Here is a 21,152-nt window from a genome sequence, read left to right as displayed (position 1 = left end):
GCCAACTTATCCGGGCCCGATGTCTGCGGCCAATGTGCACAAAACACCTCTGGCTTCGACTGCATCAAGTGCAGCCGAAGGCGTTTTATTGGCTTTTTGAACACCTTGGCGCAGCTCTTGCTAAAAGCATTAAAGCTGACCAAACAGACGATTTTTGCAGCGAACCAAAAGGCGCCACACCAGAGCGCCTGCGTAGAACAACAACCCTAAAAATTTCACTCGGGAGCAACCGAATGAAACCTATGTTTAAAGGCCTGATGTTGGCAGGATCCCTGCTGGCTGGCGGCCAAGCCGTGGCCGGTGACTTGTTGCAATGGCAGAACAACAGCCTGACCTATCTGTGGGGCAAGAACTTCACCGTCAACCCGCAGATCCAGCAAACCGTCACCTTCGAGCATGCTGACGCATGGAAGTACGGCGATAACTTTATCTTCGTCGACCGCATCTTTTACAACGGCAAGGAAGACGGCAACGTCGGGCCGAGCACCTACTACGGCGAGATCAGCCCGCGCTTGTCGTTTGGCAAGATCTTCGACACAGACCTCTCATTCGGCCCGATCAAAGATGTATTGCTGGCCTTCACGTACGAGTTCGGCGAGGGCGATAACGAGTCCTACCTGCTGGGCCCGGGCTTTGACCTGAACATTCCGGGTTTCGACTACTTCCAGCTGAACTTCTACCAGCGCCAGACCGAAGGCAACCGCCCGGGTGACGGCGTGTGGCAGATCACGCCGGTGTGGTCGTACACCCTTCCTGTCGGCAACTCCAACGTGCTGATCGACGGTTTCATGGACTGGGTGGTCGACAACGACAAGAACGCCCGCGGCACTTACCACGCCAACCTGCACTTCAACCCACAAATCAAATATGACCTGGGCAAGGCTCTGCATTGGGGCGACAAGCAGTTGTATGTGGGTATCGAATACGACTATTGGAAGAACAAGTACGGGATTCAGGACAGTGGTGCGTTTGAGACCAACCAGGACACCGCGAGCCTGCTGGTCAAATACCACTTCTAACTGACACTGCAGAACTAATGTGGGAGCGGGCTTGCTCGCGAAGGCAGAGTGTCAGTCACTGGATTAGTTGACTGATACACCGCATTCGCGAGCAAGCCCGCTCCCACATTTAGATTTGTGCAAGCCCAAGAAACCGCACTAACTCCTCCCGCTTGGCCATCGCATCGCGCCGCCCCAACTCGATCAACTCGCTGCAATACCCCGCCTCGAACAGCAAGTAACTCAGCACTCCCGCCCCGCTCGTCTTGGTCGCACCCGGCCCGCGCAAAAACAGGCGCAACGCCGCCGGTAATTCCTGCCGGTGCCGTGCGGCGATTTCATCGATCGGCTGGCTCGGCGCAATCACCAGCACGTCCACCGGCGCCAAACCCTGGATGGCAGCATCGGCCGGCAACAGATGGCTGAACTGGTTGAGGCGCTCCAGCAATTCGATGTCACCCTCCAGGCTGTCGATGAACGTGCTGTTGAGCATATGCCCGCCGATCTGTGCCAGCGTCGGCTCCTGGCCCGTGTAGGTGCGCTGGGTTGACGGCTCGTTGCCCCGTGGGTTGCCGCTGACGCCCACCACCAGCACGCGGCTGGCACCGAGGTGCAAGGCAGGGCTGATCGGCGCCGACTGGCGCACCGCGCCGTCGCCGAAATATTCCTGGTCGAGTTTGACCGGCGCAAACAACAAGGGAATCGCCGAACTGGCCAGCAAATGCTCAACCGTCAGTTGGGTGGGCACGCCGATTCGACGATGGCGCAGCCAAGGGTGGATGGTGCCGCCGCCTTGATAAAAGGTCACCGCTTGCCCGGACTCATAGCCGAACGCCGTGACGGCCACCGCATGCAGCTGTTTCTGGCGAATGGCCTCGTTTATGCCTTCCAGGTGCAGTTTGTCGCGCAGCAAATCCCGCAACGGCGAGCTGTTGAGCAGCGCCACCGGCAGTTGCGCGCCAAACCCCAGCAAGCTGTGGGTCAAGAAACGGCTGGCTTGACGCACCACGCCCGGCCAGTCGCTGCGCAACACCAGATGGCTGCGAAAGCCCTGCCAGAACGCGGTCAGGCGCTCGATGGCGGCGGTAAAGTCCATGGCGCCGCTGGCCAGGCTCACCGCGTTGATCGCGCCGGCCGAGGTGCCGACGATGACCGGAAACGGGTTCGGAGCCCCCGGCGGCAACAACTCGGCAATCGCCGCCAATACCCCCACCTGATAGGCCGCTCGCGCCCCGCCGCCGGAAAGAATCAACCCTGTAACCGGTTCAGCTGGGCGCATTGCGTCACTCCATGTGGAGAAAGGTGGGTCTTATTGTGGCGAGGGAGCTTGCTCCCGCTGGGCTGCGTAGCGGCCCCAAAATCTTGGGAGCGCTTCGCACTCCAGCGGGAGCAAGCTCCCTCGCCACATGTGTTCGTCCGCCTTATCGACGGCGTTTTTCGTACAACTTAGGCTCGCCCGGCGGGCGGCTCTTGAAGCGCCGGTGCGTCCACAGGTATTGCTCGGGGCATTCGCGTACAGAGGCTTCGACCCACTGATTGATGCGCAGGCAATCGATCTCGTCGGTTTCGCCGGGGAAATCGGCCAACGGCGCGTGGATCACCAGGCGATAGCCGCTGCCGTCGGCCAGGCGTTCCTGAGTGAACGGCACCACCAGTGCCTTGCCCAGCTTGGCGAACTTGCTGGTGGCGGTCACGGTGGCGGCCTGAATGCCGAACAGTGGCACGAAGATACTTTGCTTGGAGCCGTAGTCCTGATCGGGTGCGTACCAGATGGCGCGGCCGGCGCGCAGCAGCTTGAGCATGCCGCGTACGTCGTCACGCTCCACCGCCAGGGAATCGAGGTTGTGCCGCTCGCGGCCACGGCGCTGGATAAAGTCGAACAGCGGGTTGCCATGCTCGCGGTACATGCCGTCGATGGTGTGCTTTTGCCCGAGCAGGGCCGCGCCGATTTCCAGGGTGGTGAAATGCAGGGCCATCAGGATCACGCCCTTGCCGTCCAACTGCGCCTGCTTGAGGTGCTCAAGCCCTTCGACATGGGCCAGGCGCGCCAGGCGTGGCTTGGGCCACCACCAGCTCATGGCCATTTCAAAAAAGGCGATGCCGGTGGACGCAAAGTTCTCCTTGAGCAGGCGTTTGCGTTCCTGGGCGGTTTTTTCCGGGAAGCACAATTCCAGGTTGCGCGCAGCGATTCGGCGGCGATCACCGGCCACACGGTACATGCCCGCGCCGAGTAAGCGACCAATGGTCAACAACGCCCGGTACGGCAACTGAGTGACCAGCCACAGCAGGCCGAGCCCCAGCCATAGCAGCCAAAAACGCGGGTGAAGAAATGCAGCACGAAAACGCGGGCGATCCATTACAGATTCCGGTAAAGACAAGGGCCGCGCATTCTACAACGGATCGACTCGGCTTGCGGCCCGGGGATGTTCTCGTTATAAGTCTCGACACTTTTCGTGACAAGCCGCTTTTGCCGACCATGAGCCAAACCGAACCGCTAGACCAAGATCCCGTGTTCCAGCTGAAAGGCAGCATGCTCGCCATCACCGTGCTGGAGCTGGCCCGCAATGACCTCGATGCCCTGGACCGCCAACTGGCGGCCAAGGTCGCCCTGGCGCCGAATTTTTTCAACAACGCGCCGCTGGTGCTGGCCCTGGACAAGCTTCCGGCCGGCCAGGGTGCGATTGATCTGCCCGGCCTGATGCGCGTGTGCCGCTCCCATGGTTTGCGCACCCTGGCGATTCGCGCCAGCCGTATCGAAGACATCGCTGCGGCCATCGCTATTGAACTGCCAGTATTGCCGCCGTCCGGTGCCCGTGAGCGTCCGCTCGAACCACTGGAAGGTGAAGTGAAGAAAAAACCGGAGAAACCACCGGAGCCGACGATCAAGCCTACAAGGATCATCACCTCCCCCGTACGCGGCGGGCAGCAAATTTACGCCCAGGGCGGCGACCTCGTGGTGGTCGCTCCCGTCAGCCCGGGGGCGGAACTTCTCGCCGATGGCAACATCCATGTATACGGCCCGATGCGCGGACGTGCCCTCGCCGGCATCAAGGGTGATACCAAGGCCCGTATTTTTTGCCAGCAATTGACCGCTGAGCTAGTGTCAATCGCGGGCCAGTACAAGGTTTCAGAAGATTTGCGCCGTGATCCGCTGTGGGGGGCCGGGGTACAAGTCAGCCTGTCGGGCGATGTGTTGAACATCATCCGTCTTTAACGGATACTGCCGCATTTTCCAAGCATCTCTAGACTCTGATAGCACAGCGAAACCGGCATTACTTGTGTAGGAATTATTTTTCCTACAAGGCTGTCCGCCTGCAGCGAGTTCCAAGAGATGTTTTTCAGGGACCGAAAAGTCCTTTTTCCTTAGGGGTGAAACACCTTGGCCAAGATTCTCGTGGTTACATCCGGCAAGGGTGGTGTGGGTAAGACCACCACCAGCGCCGCTATCGGTACCGGCCTCGCTCTGCGCGGCCACAAAACAGTCATCGTCGACTTCGACGTCGGTTTGCGTAACCTCGACCTGATCATGGGCTGCGAACGTCGCGTGGTGTATGACTTCGTCAACGTGGTGAACGGCGAAGCCAACCTGCAACAGGCCCTGATCAAGGACAAGCGCCTTGAGAACCTGTACGTGCTGGCCGCCAGCCAGACCCGTGACAAAGACGCGCTGACCAAAGAAGGCGTAGGCAAAGTCCTCGCCGAGCTCAAAGAAACCTTCGAATACGTGGTCTGCGACTCCCCGGCCGGTATCGAGACCGGTGCTCACCTGGCGATGTACTTCGCTGACGAAGCCATCGTGGTGACCAACCCGGAAGTCTCCTCGGTACGTGACTCGGACCGCATGCTCGGCCTGTTGGCCAGCAAGTCCCAGCGCGCCGAAAAAGGCGAAGACCCGATCAAGGAGCACTTGCTGCTCACCCGTTACAACCCTGAGCGCGTCAGCAACGGCGAAATGCTCGGTGTTGAAGACGTGAAGGAAATTCTCGCCGTGACATTGCTGGGTGTGATCCCGGAATCCCAGGCGGTGCTGAAGGCTTCCAACCAGGGCGTTCCGGTGATTCTTGACGACCAGAGCGACGCCGGCCAGGCGTACAGCGATGCCGTTGATCGCTTGCTGGGCAAGACCGTGGAACACCGCTTCCTCGATGTCAAGAAGAAGGGATTCTTCGAGCGTATCTTTGGAGGCAACTAAACAATGAAATTTCTCGACTTCTTTCGCGCCAACAAAAAGCCAAGTACCGCGTCGGTAGCGAAAGAGCGTCTACAGATCATCGTGGCGCACGAACGCGGCCAACGCAGCACCCCGGACTACCTGCCAGCCTTGCAGAAGGAACTGGTCGAGGTGATCCGCAAGTACGTCAATATCGGTAACGATGACGTGCATGTCGCCCTTGAAAACGACGGCAGCTGCTCGATTCTGGAACTCAATATCACCCTGCCTGATCGTTAATCGAAAAGGCGGCTGCCACGGCGGCTCGGTCACCTTGATCCCTTGCGGGAACCGGGTGAGCGAGCCGCCGTTGGCGTTTGTTACGAGGCTGTTTGATGCCGTTGTCCAATATTCATATCCTGCATCAGGACGCCGCCGTCCTGGTGGTGAACAAACCAACCCTGCTGCTCTCGGTGCCAGGCCGCGCCGATGACAACAAGGATTGCCTGATCACCCGCCTGCAGGAAAACGGCTACCCCGAAGCCCGCATCGTCCATCGCCTGGACTGGGAAACCTCAGGGATTATCCTGCTCGCCCGCGACGCCGATACCCACCGCGAATTGTCGCGCCAGTTTCACGACCGCGAAACCGAAAAGGCCTACACCGCACTGGCCTGGGGCCAACCGGCACTGGACAGCGGCAGCATCGACCTGCCCCTGCGCTACGACCCGCCGACCAAACCCCGCCACGTGGTCGACCACGAGTTCGGCAAACATGCGCTGACTTTCTGGAAGGTGCTGGAGCGTTGCGGTGACTGGTGCCGTGTGGAGTTGACGCCGATTACCGGGCGTTCGCACCAGCTGCGTGTGCATATGCTGTCGATCGGGCACCCGTTGCTCGGTGATGGGCTGTATGCCCATGAACAGGCTCTGGCCGCGTGGCCGCGCCTGTGCCTGCATGCCAGCATGTTGAGTTTCACTCACCCGCAAAGCGGCGAGCGCCTGCGCTTCGAGTGCCCTGCGCCGTTCTAAAGTTGGCAATACAATCAAAATGTGGGAGCGGGCTTGCTCGCGAATGCGGTGTGCCAGTCACAGTTGAGTTAACTGAACCACCGCATTCGCGAGCAAGCCCGCTCCCACATTTAGTTCTGTGTCAGTTCTAGACACCGAGTGAAACCAATACGGTAAACTCCGCGCACTGCTGTCTGGAGCTATTTATGCGCGAAGCGTTGAATCAAGGCCTGATCGACTTCCTCAAGGCCTCCCCTACTCCTTTTCATGCCACTGCCGCCCTCGCCCAGCGCCTGGAAGCGGCCGGTTACCAGCGTCTCGACGAGCGCGAAACCTGGACCACCGAGGCCAACGGTCGCTATTACGTGACCCGCAACGACTCCTCGATCATCGCCTTCAAGCTCGGCCGCCACTCGCCGTTGCTGGGCGGGATTCGCCTGGTCGGCGCCCACACCGACAGCCCGTGCCTGCGGGTCAAGCCCCAGCCGGAACTGCAACGCCAGGGCTTCTGGCAGCTGGGCGTGGAAGTCTACGGCGGCGCATTGCTCGCGCCGTGGTTTGACCGCGACCTGTCCCTGGCCGGGCGCGTGACCTTCCGCCGTGACGGCAAGGTCGAAAGCCAGTTGATCGATTTCAAACTGCCCATCGCCATCATCCCCAACCTGGCCATTCACCTCAACCGTGAAGCCAACCAGGGCTGGGCGATCAACGCCCAGACCGAGCTGCCACCGATCCTCGCGCAATTTGCCGGTGACGAGCGCGTCGACTTCCGCGCCGTGCTCACCGAGCAGTTGGCCCGCGAACACGGCTTGAACGCCGACGTGGTGCTCGACTACGAGCTGAGTTTCTACGACACGCAAAGCGCTGCGGTGATTGGCCTGAACGGCGACTTCATCGCCGGCGCACGCCTGGACAACCTGCTGTCGTGCTACGCCGGCCTGCAAGCCTTGCTGACCAGCGAAACCGACGAAACCTGCGTGCTGGTGTGCAACGACCACGAAGAAGTCGGCTCCTGCTCGGCCTGCGGTGCCGACGGCCCGATGCTGGAGCAGACCCTGCGCCGCCTGTTGCCGGAAGGTGATGAGTTCGTGCGCACCATTCAGAAATCCCTGCTGGTCTCGGCAGATAACGCCCACGGCGTGCACCCCAACTACGCCGAGAAACACGACGCCAACCACGGCCCGAAACTCAATGCGGGCCCGGTGATCAAGGTCAACAGCAACCAGCGCTACGCCACCAACAGCGAAACCGCCGGGTTCTTCCGTCACCTGTGCATGGCCCAGGAAGTCCCGGTACAGAGCTTCGTGGTGCGCAGCGACATGGGCTGCGGCTCCACCATCGGCCCGATCACCGCCAGCCACCTGGGCGTGCGCACCGTGGACATCGGCTTGCCGACGTTTGCCATGCATTCCATCCGTGAACTGTGCGGCAGCCATGACCTGGCGCATCTGGTGAAGGTGTTGGGGGCGTTTTACGCGAGCCGCGACCTGCCCTGAGACCGAGGCGAACCCATCGCAGGCAAGCCAGCTCCCACATTTGAATGCATTCACAAATCAAACTGTGGGAGCGGGCTTGCCCGCGATGGCCATTCCAAACACACCGAACGCCATCTGACACACATCAACACCATTTCCTGTAAACCGACCTAAACTTGTCAGTATTCCCACTCCGACAAGGCCGTCGCCCCATGATCTCCATGTCCTCGTTCCACGCCATGCTTATCCCCATTCTGATCGGCATGATCATGCTCGCCGTCGGCTTCAACTTCCGCGACAAGCCCTTGGGCGTATTTGGCATGTGGATCGGCATGCTGCTGATCCTGGGCACGGTGGTTTACAAGATCCTCGCCAAACTGGCGGAATGACAAATGCACTCGCATCTGGCATAGCGGCCTCGTACACTCGGTCAATTCGTCGTTTTCAAGGTTGACCGCCTCGTGCTCTCCCGTCTGTTTGCCCTGCCCTGCTGTTTTCTGATCGCCCTGCTCACCTTGCTGCCGCTCGCGCCTGCCCAGGCCGTGAGCCTGCCCGGCCTGCTGGGTAACGCCAGCAAAACCCAGCCCCAGGCCGACGTGCCGCTGGGCCAGTCGCTGGACGAAGTGATCAAGACCCTGGAAAACGACCAGCAACGCACCCAGTTGCTGGCCGACCTCAAAAAGCTGCGCGAAGCCACGCAAAAAGCCCAACCGGCCGCCGAGCAAGGCGTACTCGGTTTGATCGGCGGCACGCTGGCTGGGCTGGAAGCGCAGTTCTCCGGCGCCGACAGCCCGCTGTCACGCTGGTCCAACGAATTTGACCAAGCCAAGGATGAACTCGGCGCGCTGATGCTGCCTGCGCGGGAATGGCTGCCGATCATTTTCGGCTTTGCCGTGATCCTCGCGGTGTGGAGCCTCTTGGCCGCCGCGCTGATCTGGCTCAGCCACCGCGTGCGCGAACGTTTCGGCCTGCCGGAAGAACTGCCGCAACACCCGCGCACCTGGGACATGGTGCGCTTCGCCCTGCGCAAGCTCGGGCCGTGGATGATCGCCCTGATCATCACGGTGTACCTCAGCTACGCCCTGCCCTCATCGCTGGGCAAATCCCTGGCGATGGTGCTGGCGTATGCGCTGGTGGTCGGCACCTGCTTCTCGGCCATCTGCGTGATTGCCTTCTCGGTGCTGGACGGCCCGCACCGCCACCGCGCGCTGTACATCCTGCGGCACCAGGCCTTCCGGCCGTTGTGGTGGATCGGCAGCTTCGCCGCCTTTGGCGAAGCCTTGAGCGACCCGCGACTGGTCCAGGCCCTCGGCCAACACCTGGCCCACACTGCCGCGACGGTGGCCAATGTAATGGCCGCACTGTCCACCGGTGTGTTTATCCTGCGTTTTCGCCGCCCCATCGCCCACCTGATCCGCAACCAGCCGCTGTCGCGCCGCCTGACGCGCCGCGCCCTCACCGATACCCTCTCGATCATCGGCAGCTTCTGGTATTTGCCGGCATTGCTGCTGGTGTGCATCTCGCTGTTCGCGACCTTCCTGTCCGCCGGCGACACCAGCACCGCCTTGCGCCAATCGCTGCTGTGCACGGTGCTGCTGGTGCTGTGCATGGTGATCAATGGGCTGGTGCGCCGCCATGCGCTGAAGCCGCAACGCGGGCACAAACGCCATGCGCTGTATTCCGAACGCCTGAAAAGCTTTTTGTACACCCTGGCGCACCTGGTGGTGTGGCTGGTGTTTATCGAACTGGGCCTGCGGGTGTGGGGCCTGTCGCTGATTCGCTTCACCGAAGGCGATGGCCATGAAATCAGCGTCAAACTGTTCGGCCTCGGCGGCACGCTGTTGTTTGCGTGGCTGATCTGGATCCTCAGCGACACGGCGATCCACCATGCCCTGACCCGCTCGCGCAAAGGCCTGGCCAATGCACGTGCGCAGACCATGATGCCGCTGATCCGCAACGTGCTGTTCGTGACCATTTTTATCATCGCCGCCATCGTCGCCCTGGCGAACATGGGCATGAACGTCACGCCGCTGCTGGCCGGTGCCGGTGTGATCGGCCTGGCCATCGGTTTTGGTGCGCAGTCGCTGGTCGCGGATTTGATCACCGGCCTGTTCATCATCATCGAAGACTCCCTGGCCATCGACGACTACGTGGACGTCGGCGGCCACCTCGGCACCGTCGAGGGCCTGACCATTCGCACCGTGCGCCTGCGCGACATCGACGGCATCGTGCACACCATCCCGTTCAGCGAAATCAAGAGCATCAAGAACTACTCGCGGGAGTTCGGCTACGCGATCTTCCGGGTGGCGATCCCCTACAACATGGAAATCGACGACGCGATCAAGCTGATGCGCGACGTTGGCCAGAAGATGCGCAACGACCCGCTGCAGCGCCGCAACATCTGGTCGCCGCTGGAGATACAAGGCGTGGAAAGCTTCGAATCCGGCAGCGCCATCCTGCGCGCACGCTTCAAGACGGCGCCGATCAAGCAGTGGGAAGTGTCGCGGGCGTTCAACCTGTCGCTCAAGCGCCACCTGGACGAGGCCGGGCTGGACCTGGCCACGCCGCGCTTGAGTGTGCAGGTGGTCACCGCCGGCACTGTGCAGGAGAAAGATCAACAACAATAAACATGGAGAGGTTTTTATGCGTTTGAACGGTCTGACACACCCCTGGGTTTTTGGCGCGCTGTGCGGGTTAGCCAGCAGCGCGGTCATCGCCGCCAGCAACGGTCAGGACACTGCCCGGGAAGAGATCGCCGCCCAGGCAAAAATCCTTGAACCGGCGCTGTTGGAAACCCGTCGCGATATTCACGCCCACCCTGAACTGGGCAACACCGAAACCCGCACCGCCGAGCTGGTCGCCAAACAACTGCGCGACCTGGGCCTGGACGTAAAAACCGGCGTGGCCCGCACCGGCGTGGTGGCCGTGCTGAAAGGCGCCCTGCCCGGCCCGACCGTGGCCCTGCGTGCCGACATGGATGCGCTGCCGGTCAAGGAAGTCGCCGACCTGCCGTTCGCCTCCAAGGCCAAAGGCTCTTACCTCGGCAAAGAGGTCGACGTGATGCACGCCTGCGGCCACGATGCCCACACCGCAATCCTGCTCAGTACCGCGAAAATCCTGACCGGCATGCGCGACCGCCTGCCCGGCACCGTGGTGTTTTATTTCCAGCCGGCCGAAGAAGGCCCGAGCGACTTTATCCCCGACGGCAAAAACACCTGGGGCGCAAAAATGATGGTGCAGGAAGGCGTGATGAAGGCGCCCAAGCCGGACGCGGTGTTCGGCCTGCACGTGTGGGCCGGTGTACCCGCCGGGCAGATCGCCTACCGCCCGGGGCCGACACTGGCCAGCTCCGATGACCTGCGCATCAAGATCCTCGGCAAACAGACCCACGCTGGCCGCCCGTGGGACGGCATAGACCCGATCACCGTGGGCGCGCAAACCATTGTCGGCCTGCAAACCGTGGTCAGCCGCCGCACGGATATCTCCTCGTTTCCATCGGTGGTGAGCATCGGCACCATCAACGGCGGCACCCGCTACAACATCATCCCCGAGTCGGTGGACATGAGCGGCACGATTCGCTCCTACGACTTCGGCATCCGTCAGAAACTGCACAGCGACGTACGCCAGACCGTGGAGAAAATTGCCGAAAGCGGTGGCGCCAAGGCAGAAGTCACCATCATCGAGAAATACGACCCGACCATCAACAACCCGGCCCTGACCGAAAAAATGCTGCCGAGCCTGCGTTGGGCGGCGAAGGATGATGTGGTCCAGGGGCCGCTGGTGGGCGGTGCTGAAGACTTCTCCTTTTACGCCAAGGAGGCGCCGGGGCTGTTTGTGTTCCTGGGGGTGACCCCACGGAATCAGGACATGAGCAAAGCCGCACCGAACCATAATCCGGGCTTTTTTGTGGATGAATCGGCGCTGGTGGTGGGGGTGCGGACGCTGGCGTCGTTGGCGACGGATTACCTCTACACCAACCCTGCACCGTAGGGCTGTTCTGTGGGAGCGGGCTTCTGTAGTGAGCGAGCTTGCTCGCGCTGGACCGGGCTGGCGCTCCAGTGCGCAGCGTTCCCAGCTTTTGGGGCCGCTTCGCAGCCCAGCGGGAGCAAGCTCCCTCGCCACAAAAGCCGCTCACAGTGAGCGGCTGTATCAGTTGGCCAGTGCCGCGCCGTCCATCTTCTGGCGCAGGCTCAACGGGCGCATGTCGGTCCAGGTTTCCTCGATGTAGGCCAGGCACTCTTTCTTCAGGCCGCTCTTGCCCACGGTGCGCCAGCCCTCAGGCACGACTTTGTAGTCCGGCCAGATGGAATACTGTTCTTCGTGGTTGACCACTACCTGAAACAGGATGTCGTCGCGGTCAAATACTGAGGTCATTGCTGTTCTCCATCGCTTAAAGGCTGGCTGCGCGCCACGCGCAGCGCTGATATCTGTAAAAACGTTTAACGCCCGAAAAAAATTAGAGGCTGGCGACCGCTGCCGCCAACGCACGGCCAAAAATGCCGGCCACCTGATCCACCTCGGCCGCAGTGATCACCAATGGCGGCAGAAAACGCACCACCGCGCCATGTCGGCCGCCCAGCTCCAGGATCAGGCCGCGCTTGAGGCATTCGCGCTGCACCAGCGGCGCCAGTTGGCGGTGTACCGGTGGATGGCCCTGAATATCCGGCGCGCCCTTCGGATCAACCAACTCGACGCCCAGCATTAACCCTCGGCCACGAATATCGCCCAATTGCGGGAAGTCGCGTTGCAGGATGCGCAGGTGCTCGCCGAGGCGTTCGCCCATGGCGGCCGCATGGCCCGCCACGTCGTGTTCCCGCAGGTAGCGCATCACCGCAGAACCCGCGGCCATGGCCATCTGATTGCCGCGGAACGTCCCGGCATGGGCGCCCGGCAGCCAGGTGTCGAGCCAGTCGCGATACACCACTACCGCCAGCGGCAGGCTGCCGCCTATGGCTTTGGACAGCACCACCACGTCCGGAATGATGCCCGCGTGTTCAAACGCGAACATCTTGCCGGTGCGCCCGAAACCGCTCTGGATTTCATCGACGATCAGCGCCACACCCGCTTGTTCGGTGATGCGCCGCAGACCTCGCAGCCAGTCGAGGTCAGCCGGAATCACGCCGCCTTCGCCTTGCACCACTTCGACGATCACTGCAGCGGGCAGCAACACGCCGGCTTCCGGGTCGTTGAGCAGGTTTTCCAGGTAATGCAGGTTAACCCGCACACCTTCCTCGCCGCCCAGCCCGAACGGGCAACGGTAGTCATAAGGAAATGGCAGGAATTGCACACCATTGCCCAACAGCGCACCCAAGGGTTTTTTCGGCCCCAGGCTGCCCATCAGGCTCAGGGCCCCCTGGCTCATGCCGTGGTACCCGCCCTGGAACGACAGCACCGTGCTGCGGCCGGTGGCAGTGCGCACCAGTTTCAATGCGGCTTCCACCGCATCAGTGCCGGTGGGGCCACAGAACTGGATTTTCGCCTCTTGCGCCAACGCTGTGGGCAACAGACTAAACAGGTCCTGCACAAACTGGTCTTTGACCGGTGTCGTGAGGTCGAGGGTGTGCAGGGGCAACTCGTCGCTGAGTACCTGCTGGATCGCATCGATCACCACCGGGTGGTTATGGCCCAGCGCCAGTGTGCCGGCACCGGCCAGGCAGTCGATGAAACGCCGACCCTCCACGTCTTCCACATAGATGCCCTTGGCGCGTTTAAGCGCCAGGGGAATACGTCGCGGGTAACTGCGAGCGTTGGATTCCTGTTGACGTTGGCGGGCCAGCAGCGGGGTTTCTTCGAACTGGTAGAGCATTTCCACAGGTTCAGGACTGACCTGGGGGGCTTCGATACGGGTGGTAGCGACTGACATCTCTCGATCCCTCAATACGCTGGTGGGGGGTGACCAAACTGCCGATCCGTTGGCGTGTGGCCCAAAGGCATGCGCACGGATTCACTGTTTTGGAAACGCACCAGCGCAGGAAGGATTTACTCCTCTGGTCGCGAAAAGCGCTCAGCCACACAAGCCCAGGTATTTTTCATTCAATGCATACAAAATGGCGCAGGTCTCGGCGTCCAGAAAACCGCAATAATCGCGCTGGCGAAAATGCATCTGAAAGGCCCGGGTACGCTGCTCGAACGCCTGGCGGTTTGGCGCTGCCCTGTACCCATATCGCTGAAAGGCCCGCTCCACCTCTACCTCCGGTGGCAACGCCACGCAAAACCGCCGCTGGTACATCGCCCGCGTTGCCTCATCAAACCAGGCGCCCACACCCGCTTCATGCAGGCACCGCCAGGGCAGCCGAGGCCCCGGATCACTCTTGCGCCAATACGCCACATCGCTATGCCCGAGGATGTCGGTCGGCCCGATCTGCGGGTAACGCCCCAGTACGTCGCGAACCAATGCGATCAGCACCTCAACCTGCTCCTTGCCATAGTCCGGGAACGTGAACACCCCAGCGTCATCCCGCGCCAGGTTGACGATTTCAACGCCGATCGAGCGGCTGTTGAGGTTATCCCGCCCGCCCCAGTGGCTCACGCCTGCGTGCCAGGCGCGCTTGTCCTCGTCGACCAGGCGAAACACCCGCAACTCGTCATAACCGCGATGGCGGTAGCCGGGCTCGCAGGGGTCAGGCAGCAGGTAGTGAGCGCTGACGCCATGCCGGGTCAGGGTGTGCAGGGACGACGCAAAAGGTGCGGCGGTGTAATGGAGGACCACTTGGCGCACGGGCTCGCCGTTGCGTTCATTGAAGTCCCGGGCGGGAAAACTGCTATCGATCACCAACATAAAAGCTGTCCTTTTCAATCCAGGCCGACTCATTCGGCCCGTTCAAGCGCAAAAAAATTACCGCCATCCTGAGGTGTTCACACTCGGGATGGCGGTAATTATTTGGGACCTGAGAAAAAGGAATCAGCGACGCAGTGGCATGCCCAGATCAACCCGCAGGCCGTCCGGCTGGCTGTCGAATTTCAACGAGCAGGAACAACGTTGCACGATGGCCTGAACAATCGCCAAGCCAAGCCCGCAGCCTTCGCTGCTGCCATTGCGCCAGAAACGTTGGGTCAGGTGTTGCAGGTCCTCGCTGGAAATCTGCTTGCCATGGTCGCGTACGCGAAACACCACATTGTCGGTGCCGGTGAACACGCTAAGCTCCACGCGGGTGTCCGCCGGGGTGTGGCGCAAGGCGTTATCCAGCAAGTTGCGCAGCGCCGCGACGGCCAGGCCTACCGGCATTTCCACCGGGGTAGCCGACAGGTTGGCCGGCAGGATCAGGTCGATGCGTGAGTTGTCTCCGGCGTTGGCATCCTGAATGGCCAGCCGCGCTACCTGCTCGGCGCTGGAGTGCATGCCGTCATCAAACGACAGGTTGCCCTCCACCCGCGCCAGCAACAGCAATTGCTCCAGGGTACGGTGCAGGCGGTCGGCGCCCTCCTCGGCGTGGGCCAGGGACTGGTCGCGCGCCGCGCCGTCGGTCATGCGCGCCACTTGCAGGTGGGTCTTGATCGCTGTCAGCGGGCTGCGCAGTTCATGGGCCGCATCACCGGTCAGGCGGCGTTCGCGCTCGATGGTCTTGGCAATGCGCTGCAACAGTTGGTTCTGGGTGTCGAGCAGCGGTTTCAGTTCGCTGGGCAGCGGGTGAATCTGCAACGGCTCGAGGGAATCGGCACTTCGGCGCATCAACGCATCGCGCATGCGGTTAAGCGGCACCAGGCTCTGGCCGATGCCCAGCCACAACAGGCACAGGCAACCGAGCAACGCCACGCCCACCGGCACCGACGCGGCGAGCAAAATCGACAGGTTCAAGGCCTCGCGCTCGACCTGGCGGTCGGCGGTGGTAATCAGCAAATCGCCCCGGGACAGGGTGAAACTGCGCCAGCCTACACCGTCGATGACCTGATCACGAAAGCCGCTTTTGCGCGATTCCAGGCCTTCGTCCGGCGTGGTGTGGCTGCGTGCGAGGATTTCCCCGCGCAAGGAGCTGACCTGACAGGCCATGCCCCCCGGCACGTTCAACTGCTCGGTGCGCAAATGCGTGGTGCTGCCCACACTCGCAAGCCCGGGCATCTGCTCGGTCAGCCCCGCCACCATGCGCGCCGACGCCACCAGCCGCTGGTCGAGGGAGAACATCATCTGGTTGCGCAGGTCGTTGAGCATCCAGGCCGCCGCCAGGGCCCAGATCAGCACAAAAGCGGCGCCCAGCTTGAACGTCAGGCGCAGGCGCAAACTCATCACGAAACGGTTTCCCCCTCTTCAACCGCGCCACCGTCGGCGGTACCCAGGCGATAGCCCAGCCCACGCACGGTCTCGACAATGCCGTTGCCCAATTTTCGCCGCAGGTGGTGGATATGTACGTTCAGCGCGTTGCTTTCCAGCTCGTCGTTGAAGCCGTAGACGCTGTCCTTGAGTTGCTCGCTGGACAGCACGCGGCCCTTGTTGTGCAGCAACGCCTGCAACAGCGCCTGCTCGCGGCGGGACAGGTCCACCGGCTGGCCGCCGAGAAACGTCTCGCGGCTGCTCGGGTCGTAGGCCAGGCGGCCGTGTTCGATCAGGTTGACGCTGCGCCCGGCCACGCGCCGCAACAGGGTTTGCAGGCGGGCGGCGAGTTCGCGCAGGTCGAAGGGTTTGAGCAGGTAGTCGTCGGCGCCGGCTTGCAGGCCGTCGACGCGATTGGTTACAGAGTCTCGCGCGGTGAGGATCAGCACCGGAATTTCCAGGCCCTGGCTGCGCTGTTGTTGCAGCAGCTTGAGGCCGTCCTCATCCGGCAAACCGAGGTCGAGCACCATGATGTCGAACGTGGCGGCCTTGAGCATCGCCCGTGCGGCGCCGGCGCTGGCCACGCGCTCGACGGTAAAGCCCTGGGCGCTGAGGCCGGCCACAATGCCGCTGGCGATCAGTTCGTCGTCTTCACAGACCAGTACGTGCATGGTTAACCCTTCATGAAAGATGGGGGAATTAAAGGTGCCGCCGATTAAGCGCAGATTATGCCGCTAAAACCGGCCCGCACCCTCTAGAATAGCCGCGGTTAATCATCGGTTAATCAACGCCACACATTGTGTGCCTCACTTGCATCGAACTAAGGCTTGACCATGCGGTATCTGTTTACCTTTCTGCTGGTGTTGTTCGCAGGGTTTGCCCAGGCCTCGCCGGGTAACCCCTTTGAGACCAAACCCGATTTCCTGCCGGTGGGCAAAGCGTTCACGTTTACCTCCGAACGTCTTGAAAGCGGTGAAACCCAGCTGTATTGGCAGATTGCCGACGGATATTACCTCTACCAGCAACGCCTGAAGTTCGACGGCCTCGCCGAAAAACCGCTGTTGCCGCAAGGCGAAGCCCACAGCGACGAGTTCTTTGGCGAGCAACAAGTGTATCGCCAGGGCCTGGAAGTGAAGATCCCGGCGGGTGCCACCGGCCAGGTCAAGCTGGGCTGGCAAGGCTGCGCCGATGCAGGCCTGTGCTATCCGCCGCAATCGATCACTGTGGACCTGGGCGGCGATCCCGCCGTGGCTGCAACCGCACAAGCCCAGGACCAAAGCCTGGCCAGCGGCCTGCAACAACGCAGCCTGGGCTGGAGCCTGCTGGTGTTCTTTGGCTTGGGCCTGTTGCTGGCATTTGCGCCGTGTTCACTGCCGATGTTGCCGATTCTTGCAGGTTTGGTCGTAGGCAGTGGTGCCAGCCCGCGTCGCGGCTTTGCCCTGGCCAGCAGCTACGTGGTGTGCATGGCGCTGGTGTATGCGGCGCTCGGCGTATTGGCCGCGCTAGCGGGCGGCAACCTCGCCGCGCTGCTGCAAACCCCGTGGATTCTCGGCAGTTTTGCCGCACTCTTTGTGATCCTCGCCCTGCCGATGTTCGGCTTCTTTGAACTGCAACTGCCCGCCTTCCTGCGTGACCGCCTCGACAACGTGAGCCGTCAGCAGAGCGGCGGCAGCCTGGTGGGTGCCGGTATTCTCGGCGCCCTGTCCGGCCTGCTGGTGGGCCCGTGCATGACGGCGCCACTGGCCGGCGCCCTGCTCTACATCGCACAAAGCGGCAATGCGCTGCACGGCGGTCTGATCCTGTTCGCCATGGGCATCGGCATCGGTATCCCGCTGTTGCTGCTGGTGACCGTGGGCAACCGCTTCCTGCCCAAGCCGGGCACCTGGATGAACGTGCTCAAAGGCATCTTCGGCTTCCTTTTCCTTGGCACCGCCGTGTTGATGATTCGCCCGGTCGTGGATGCAAGCCTGTGGCTCGGCCTGTGGGGGGCACTGGCTCTCGTCATGGCCTACTGCGGCTGGACGCTGGCCCACGAATACGGCCTGGCTGCCAAAGTGTTCGGCGCCGGCTCACTGCTGCTCGGCCTGTGGGGCGCAGTGCTGGTGGTGGGCGCGGCCGGTGGCAGCGACGACCTGTGGCAACCTTTGAAGGTCTACGGTGGCTCGAATACCGCCGCTGCGCCGAACGCCCACGACGCCTTCATGACCCTCAGCGACCCGGCCGTGCTGCAAAGCCAGCTCGACAGCGCCAAGGCCCAGGGCCAATGGGTGCTGGTGGACTACTACGCCGACTGGTGTGTGTCGTGCAAGATCATGGAAAAACAGGTGTTCGGCAAACCTGAAGTGATGGACGCCCTCAAGGACGTACGCCTGCTGCGCCTGGACGTCACCGCCGACAACGCCGCCAGCCGTGAACTGCTCGGCCGCTACAAAGTACCGGGGCCACCGAGCTTCGTGTGGATCGGCCCGGACGGTGAAGAACGCCGCGCCCAGCGCATCACCGGCGAAGTGGATGCCACCGCCTTCCTGCAACGCTGGACCCAAACCCGGGACGCGCGCTGATGTTGACCCTGACCATCGGCACCTTTGCCATCGCCCTGAACCACATCCTGCTGATTGGCGCGCTGATTCTCGCCACTGTGGTGGGCTGGCGCGTGGCCAAGCGTGGCGGTGAAAACCCGGAATCGGTGCTGTTCAGCCTGTTCCTGTTGGGCATGCTGGTGGCGCGTATCAGTTTTGTATTGATGTACTGGAGCGACTACCGCCACGATCCGCTGCAAATGGTCGACCTGCGTGACGGTGGCTTCCTCGCCTGGCCGGGCGTGATCGCGCTGATACTCGGCGCCCTGTTGTATGGCTGGCGCCGCCCTGCCCTGCGCACGCCGCTGGGCGCCGGCGTGGTCACCGGGCTGGTGTTCTGGGGGCTGACCAGCTTGTCGCTGAGCCTTTACGACAAGGGCGCACAACTGCCGGACATCACCCTGCGCAACGCCAATGGCGACGTGGTGCAACTGGCCGACTACAAAGGCGGCCCGCTGGTGATCAACCTCTGGGCCACCTGGTGCCCGCCGTGCCGCCGTGAGATGCCGGTGCTGGAGCGCGCGCAACATCAACGCCCTGACGTGACCTTCCTGTTCGTCAACCAGGCCGAAAGCATGCAGAGCGTCAGCACCTTTCTCGCAACCCAGGGCCTGACCCTCGACAACGTACTGTTTGATGCCAGCGGCCGCCTCGGCCAGGCCGTGGGCTCCATGGCGCTGCCAACCACGTTGTTCTACCAAGCCGACGGGCGCCTGATCAACAGCCACCTGGGCGAACTGTCCCAGGCCAGCCTGGCCCGTGCCATGGAACCCTTCGACACCGCCCCTGCAAGGAAACCGACATGCCAAGACTCCGCCACCTGCTGACCCTGCTGCCACTGACACTGGCCGCCGCCCTGGCCCAGGCTGAAGACTGGCCCGCGCCGATCAAACAGATCGAGGCCAAGGGCGCCAAGATCCTCGGCAAATTCGACGCGCCCAGCGGCCTCACCGGCTACGCCGCGCAATACCAGAACCGTGGCATGGCGCTGTACCTGACCGCCGACGGCAAAAGCGTGATCGCCGGCAACCTGTACGACGCCCAGGGCAATGACCTGAGCAGCGCGCCGCTGGAAAAACTGGTATACGCGCCGATGGCCAAGGAAGTCTGGGCCAAGATGGAACACAGCAACTGGATTCAGGACGGCGATAAAAACGCGCCGCGCATCGTCTACCTGTTCAGCGACCCGAACTGCCCGTACTGCAACATGTTCTGGGAACAGGCGCGGCCGTGGGTCAAGGCCGGCAAGGTGCAGTTGCGCCACATCATGGTCGGCATCATCCGCGAAGACAGCCCGGGCAAATCCGCAGCGTTGTTCGCCGCCAAAGACCCGCAAAAAGCCCTGGAAGAACACGAAGCCGCCGGCAAAGGCAGCAAATTGCAGGCGCTGGACAAGATCCCGGCGGATATCGAAGCCAAGCTCGATGCCAACATGAAGTTGATGGATGAGCTGGAACTGTCAGCAACCCCGGCGATTTTCTATCTGGATGACAAGGGCGGCTTGCAGCAACAGCAAGGCGCACCGTCGCCGGAGAAGCTGGTGAAGATTCTGGGGCCGAAGTGATCAGCCCAATCGGTTAAATAAAATGCCCGCGTTAACGCGGGCATTTTACTGAGTGCTGCTAGAGCCCCACGACTGTAAGGGATTTCAGATCGGTGTCATTGCCCAGGGGTCCTACACCCACACGGCTAGCAAGCTCCAGCAAGTGCGTTGACGAGGTAGCAGTGAAACTACCAGTGATCGTTATAAAGGCTTTGTCATCAAGGATGTTCGCGCGGGCCAGCTCCACTCCGTCAACATTCAGCGCATAACAGGGGGTCTGACCATTCGAGAGGTAGGCCTGTTTAACTTCAGCGGAGAATTGATACGGACGACCCGGTTCAAGATCAGTAAAGGTTTTCGACAAATACGGCCCAATACCATTAGGTCCGTTAGTTATGTTTTGCAATGCAGTTGTACCATCGGCCAGCGTCACAATCGATAGATCCAGCGGGTGAGAAGCCGCACTGCCTACTGTCCAGCCGCCATACGTGTTGTCATAAAAGGTTGTGTGCTTCAGGTAAGGTTTAAAAAGTGTGCACGTCTGCTCCGGATAAACAATCAACTCATTATCACAACTGTTGTGGCACGTGCTGACCTTAAGGGTGGCTGTCAGGAGGGCTTTGTGGCGGAATTCAAGCAGTTTATCTCTTGGAATAGCGCGTTTCAGGCCATCTCTTTCATCGTCGACTGTCATCACGTCACCGTCCATCAATTTGAACGTGACGAGCGCTCCATTTACGCCCATTCCAGTGATGAACCACCACACCCTTTCTCCTGCCCGGATAAGCCCACCTTTTTCCATAAAGACATGTGCAGGCCCTTGAAAGCTACGCAAATCCAAAATACCGACACTATTTGCCTCAAGGAACTTGGTTGCAACTAACGTGCTCAGGTCAATGCCGTAACTCTGGTTCGACGTCACTTCGCACGTGTGGGTGGAGGTTGACGTGCGCTTGACCGTGATCGTTCTGGACTCTCCAGGGATAAACGTTTGTTCACGACAGTCATGGCATGAACACGGCGCCGAACCGCCTGCATGGTTGTTACATGGGGATAATTCGTGAGTCACGATGAAGCCTCCTGCGCCGCGCTGAATGACGATCAGTAATGACCGGAATACAGGGGTTATCTAACGCCTGAACGACAGCGTTG

At 61.5% G+C, this 21,152-nt stretch carries 20 protein-coding genes; 12 read left to right on the top strand and 8 right to left on the bottom strand.

The features are described from left to right. The first annotated feature begins 233 nt into the window (after positions 1-233). Positions 234-1,019, top strand: a complete 786-nt coding sequence (locus AB4P94_RS15595; RefSeq protein ID WP_395611269.1) for an outer membrane protein OmpK — start codon at positions 234-236, stop codon at positions 1,017-1,019. Positions 1,020-1,128: 109 nt separating this feature from the next. Here AB4P94_RS15595 and AB4P94_RS15590 read toward each other — a convergent pair whose 3' ends face one another. Next, positions 1,129-2,277, bottom strand: a complete 1,149-nt coding sequence (locus AB4P94_RS15590) for a patatin-like phospholipase family protein (protein WP_395611268.1) — start codon at positions 2,275-2,277, stop codon at positions 1,129-1,131. A gap of 142 nt (positions 2,278-2,419) precedes the next feature. Next, positions 2,420-3,355, bottom strand: coding sequence for a lipid A biosynthesis lauroyl acyltransferase (locus AB4P94_RS15585; protein WP_395611267.1), 936 nt, complete (start codon positions 3,353-3,355; stop codon positions 2,420-2,422). Positions 3,356-3,474: 119 nt separating this feature from the next. Here AB4P94_RS15585 and minC point away from each other — a divergent pair, with 119 nt between their 5' ends. From minC to AB4P94_RS15545, 8 genes are all read left to right on the top strand, one after another. Beyond that, entirely contained in the window at positions 3,475-4,212 is a 738-nt protein-coding gene (gene minC / locus AB4P94_RS15580) for a septum site-determining protein MinC (RefSeq protein ID WP_395611266.1), read from the top strand. Between the two features lie 165 nt (positions 4,213-4,377). After that, positions 4,378-5,190 (top strand): septum site-determining protein MinD, encoded by an 813-nt coding sequence (minD, locus tag AB4P94_RS15575; protein WP_003209098.1) that lies wholly within the window; start codon positions 4,378-4,380, stop codon positions 5,188-5,190. Between the two features lie 3 nt (positions 5,191-5,193). After that, complete coding sequence (minE, locus tag AB4P94_RS15570; RefSeq protein ID WP_003175252.1) at positions 5,194-5,448, top strand: cell division topological specificity factor MinE; 255 nt, start codon at positions 5,194-5,196, stop codon at positions 5,446-5,448. A 95-nt stretch (positions 5,449-5,543) separates the two neighbouring features. Then, positions 5,544-6,179 (top strand): RluA family pseudouridine synthase, encoded by a 636-nt coding sequence (locus tag AB4P94_RS15565; protein ID WP_307390791.1) that lies wholly within the window; start codon positions 5,544-5,546, stop codon positions 6,177-6,179. A gap of 185 nt (positions 6,180-6,364) precedes the next feature. Then, positions 6,365-7,654 (top strand): M18 family aminopeptidase, encoded by a 1,290-nt coding sequence (locus tag AB4P94_RS15560; protein ID WP_065903452.1) that lies wholly within the window; start codon positions 6,365-6,367, stop codon positions 7,652-7,654. A gap of 191 nt (positions 7,655-7,845) precedes the next feature. Continuing rightward, positions 7,846-8,022 carry a hypothetical protein gene (locus tag AB4P94_RS15555; protein ID WP_010208820.1) on the top strand — a complete coding sequence of 59 codons (177 nt, stop codon included), beginning with the start codon at positions 7,846-7,848 and terminating at the stop codon, positions 8,020-8,022. A gap of 72 nt (positions 8,023-8,094) precedes the next feature. Further along, positions 8,095-10,260 carry a mechanosensitive ion channel family protein gene (locus AB4P94_RS15550; RefSeq protein WP_395611265.1) on the top strand — a complete coding sequence of 722 codons (2,166 nt, stop codon included), beginning with the start codon at positions 8,095-8,097 and terminating at the stop codon, positions 10,258-10,260. A gap of 16 nt (positions 10,261-10,276) precedes the next feature. Then, complete coding sequence (locus AB4P94_RS15545) at positions 10,277-11,623, top strand: amidohydrolase (RefSeq protein ID WP_395611264.1); 1,347 nt, start codon at positions 10,277-10,279, stop codon at positions 11,621-11,623. 159 nt (positions 11,624-11,782) lie between these two features. Here AB4P94_RS15545 and AB4P94_RS15540 read toward each other — a convergent pair whose 3' ends face one another. The 5 genes from AB4P94_RS15540 to AB4P94_RS15520 all read right to left on the bottom strand — a co-directional run bounded on the left by AB4P94_RS15540 (position 11,783) and on the right by AB4P94_RS15520 (position 16,549). Beyond that, a complete protein-coding gene (locus AB4P94_RS15540; RefSeq protein ID WP_395611263.1) occupies positions 11,783-12,007 on the bottom strand; it encodes an MbtH family protein in 225 nt (74 codons plus the stop codon). Between the two features lie 82 nt (positions 12,008-12,089). Then, positions 12,090-13,496, bottom strand: a complete 1,407-nt coding sequence (locus tag AB4P94_RS15535; protein ID WP_395611262.1) for an aspartate aminotransferase family protein — start codon at positions 13,494-13,496, stop codon at positions 12,090-12,092. 141 nt (positions 13,497-13,637) lie between these two features. Then, positions 13,638-14,411: an N-acetylmuramoyl-L-alanine amidase gene (locus AB4P94_RS15530; protein ID WP_395611261.1), complete on the bottom strand. Its 774-nt coding sequence runs from the start codon at positions 14,409-14,411 to the stop codon at positions 13,638-13,640. A 123-nt stretch (positions 14,412-14,534) separates the two neighbouring features. Further along, on the bottom strand, positions 14,535-15,854 hold the full coding sequence (locus tag AB4P94_RS15525; RefSeq protein WP_395611260.1) for an ATP-binding protein: 1,320 nt from the start codon (positions 15,852-15,854) through the stop codon (positions 14,535-14,537). After that, positions 15,854-16,549 carry a response regulator gene (locus AB4P94_RS15520; RefSeq protein WP_017254138.1) on the bottom strand — a complete coding sequence of 232 codons (696 nt, stop codon included), beginning with the start codon at positions 16,547-16,549 and terminating at the stop codon, positions 15,854-15,856. Before AB4P94_RS15520 ends, AB4P94_RS15525 begins: the two co-directional genes overlap by 1 nt. 162 nt (positions 16,550-16,711) lie before the next feature. Here AB4P94_RS15520 and dsbD point away from each other — a divergent pair, with 162 nt between their 5' ends. The 3 genes from dsbD to dsbG are packed head-to-tail and all read left to right on the top strand — an operon-like array spanning position 16,712 to position 20,021. Further along, on the top strand, positions 16,712-18,439 hold the full coding sequence (gene dsbD / locus AB4P94_RS15515; RefSeq protein ID WP_395611259.1) for a protein-disulfide reductase DsbD: 1,728 nt from the start codon (positions 16,712-16,714) through the stop codon (positions 18,437-18,439). Continuing rightward, entirely contained in the window at positions 18,439-19,284 is an 846-nt protein-coding gene (locus AB4P94_RS15510) for a prolipoprotein diacylglyceryl transferase family protein (protein ID WP_395611258.1), read from the top strand. The genes dsbD and AB4P94_RS15510 overlap by 1 nt, the downstream gene beginning before the upstream one ends. Continuing rightward, on the top strand, positions 19,260-20,021 hold the full coding sequence (gene dsbG / locus AB4P94_RS15505) for a thiol:disulfide interchange protein DsbG (RefSeq protein WP_395611257.1): 762 nt from the start codon (positions 19,260-19,262) through the stop codon (positions 20,019-20,021). Before AB4P94_RS15510 ends, dsbG begins: the two co-directional genes overlap by 25 nt. A 58-nt stretch (positions 20,022-20,079) precedes the next feature. Here dsbG and AB4P94_RS15500 read toward each other — a convergent pair whose 3' ends face one another. Further along, positions 20,080-21,069, bottom strand: coding sequence for a hypothetical protein (locus AB4P94_RS15500; RefSeq protein WP_395611256.1), 990 nt, complete (start codon positions 21,067-21,069; stop codon positions 20,080-20,082). Positions 21,070-21,152: the final 83 nt, after the last annotated feature.

It is taken from the genome of Pseudomonas sp. B22129, assembly GCF_044218875.1.
Classification (GTDB): domain Bacteria; phylum Pseudomonadota; class Gammaproteobacteria; order Pseudomonadales; family Pseudomonadaceae; genus Aquipseudomonas.
Note: the sequence above shows the minus strand (reverse complement) of the source record. Positions and strands in the feature narration are given on the sequence as shown.

What these genes read in the sequence shown, in the direction of transcription:
- minE (WP_003175252.1), top strand. Translation starts at nt 5,194, where the DNA reads ATGAAATTTCTCGACTTCTTTCGCGCCAACAAAAAGCCAAGTACCGCG.
- AB4P94_RS15520 (WP_017254138.1), bottom strand. Translation starts at nt 16,549, where the DNA reads ATGCACGTACTGGTCTGTGAAGACGACGAACTGATCGCCAGCGGCATT.
- AB4P94_RS15560 (WP_065903452.1), top strand. Translation starts at nt 6,365, where the DNA reads ATGCGCGAAGCGTTGAATCAAGGCCTGATCGACTTCCTCAAGGCCTCC.
- dsbG (WP_395611257.1), top strand. Translation starts at nt 19,260, where the DNA reads ATGCCAAGACTCCGCCACCTGCTGACCCTGCTGCCACTGACACTGGCC.
- AB4P94_RS15535 (WP_395611262.1), bottom strand. Translation starts at nt 13,496, where the DNA reads ATGTCAGTCGCTACCACCCGTATCGAAGCCCCCCAGGTCAGTCCTGAA.
- AB4P94_RS15525 (WP_395611260.1), bottom strand. Translation starts at nt 15,854, where the DNA reads ATGAGTTTGCGCCTGCGCCTGACGTTCAAGCTGGGCGCCGCTTTTGTG.
- AB4P94_RS15595 (WP_395611269.1), top strand. Translation starts at nt 234, where the DNA reads ATGAAACCTATGTTTAAAGGCCTGATGTTGGCAGGATCCCTGCTGGCT.
- AB4P94_RS15530 (WP_395611261.1), bottom strand. Translation starts at nt 14,411, where the DNA reads ATGTTGGTGATCGATAGCAGTTTTCCCGCCCGGGACTTCAATGAACGC.
- dsbD (WP_395611259.1), top strand. Translation starts at nt 16,712, where the DNA reads ATGCGGTATCTGTTTACCTTTCTGCTGGTGTTGTTCGCAGGGTTTGCC.
- AB4P94_RS15540 (WP_395611263.1), bottom strand. Translation starts at nt 12,007, where the DNA reads ATGACCTCAGTATTTGACCGCGACGACATCCTGTTTCAGGTAGTGGTC.
- minC (WP_395611266.1), top strand. Translation starts at nt 3,475, where the DNA reads ATGAGCCAAACCGAACCGCTAGACCAAGATCCCGTGTTCCAGCTGAAA.
- AB4P94_RS15545 (WP_395611264.1), top strand. Translation starts at nt 10,277, where the DNA reads ATGCGTTTGAACGGTCTGACACACCCCTGGGTTTTTGGCGCGCTGTGC.
- AB4P94_RS15565 (WP_307390791.1), top strand. Translation starts at nt 5,544, where the DNA reads ATGCCGTTGTCCAATATTCATATCCTGCATCAGGACGCCGCCGTCCTG.
- AB4P94_RS15555 (WP_010208820.1), top strand. Translation starts at nt 7,846, where the DNA reads ATGATCTCCATGTCCTCGTTCCACGCCATGCTTATCCCCATTCTGATC.
- AB4P94_RS15510 (WP_395611258.1), top strand. Translation starts at nt 18,439, where the DNA reads ATGTTGACCCTGACCATCGGCACCTTTGCCATCGCCCTGAACCACATC.
- AB4P94_RS15590 (WP_395611268.1), bottom strand. Translation starts at nt 2,277, where the DNA reads ATGCGCCCAGCTGAACCGGTTACAGGGTTGATTCTTTCCGGCGGCGGG.
- AB4P94_RS15585 (WP_395611267.1), bottom strand. Translation starts at nt 3,355, where the DNA reads ATGGATCGCCCGCGTTTTCGTGCTGCATTTCTTCACCCGCGTTTTTGG.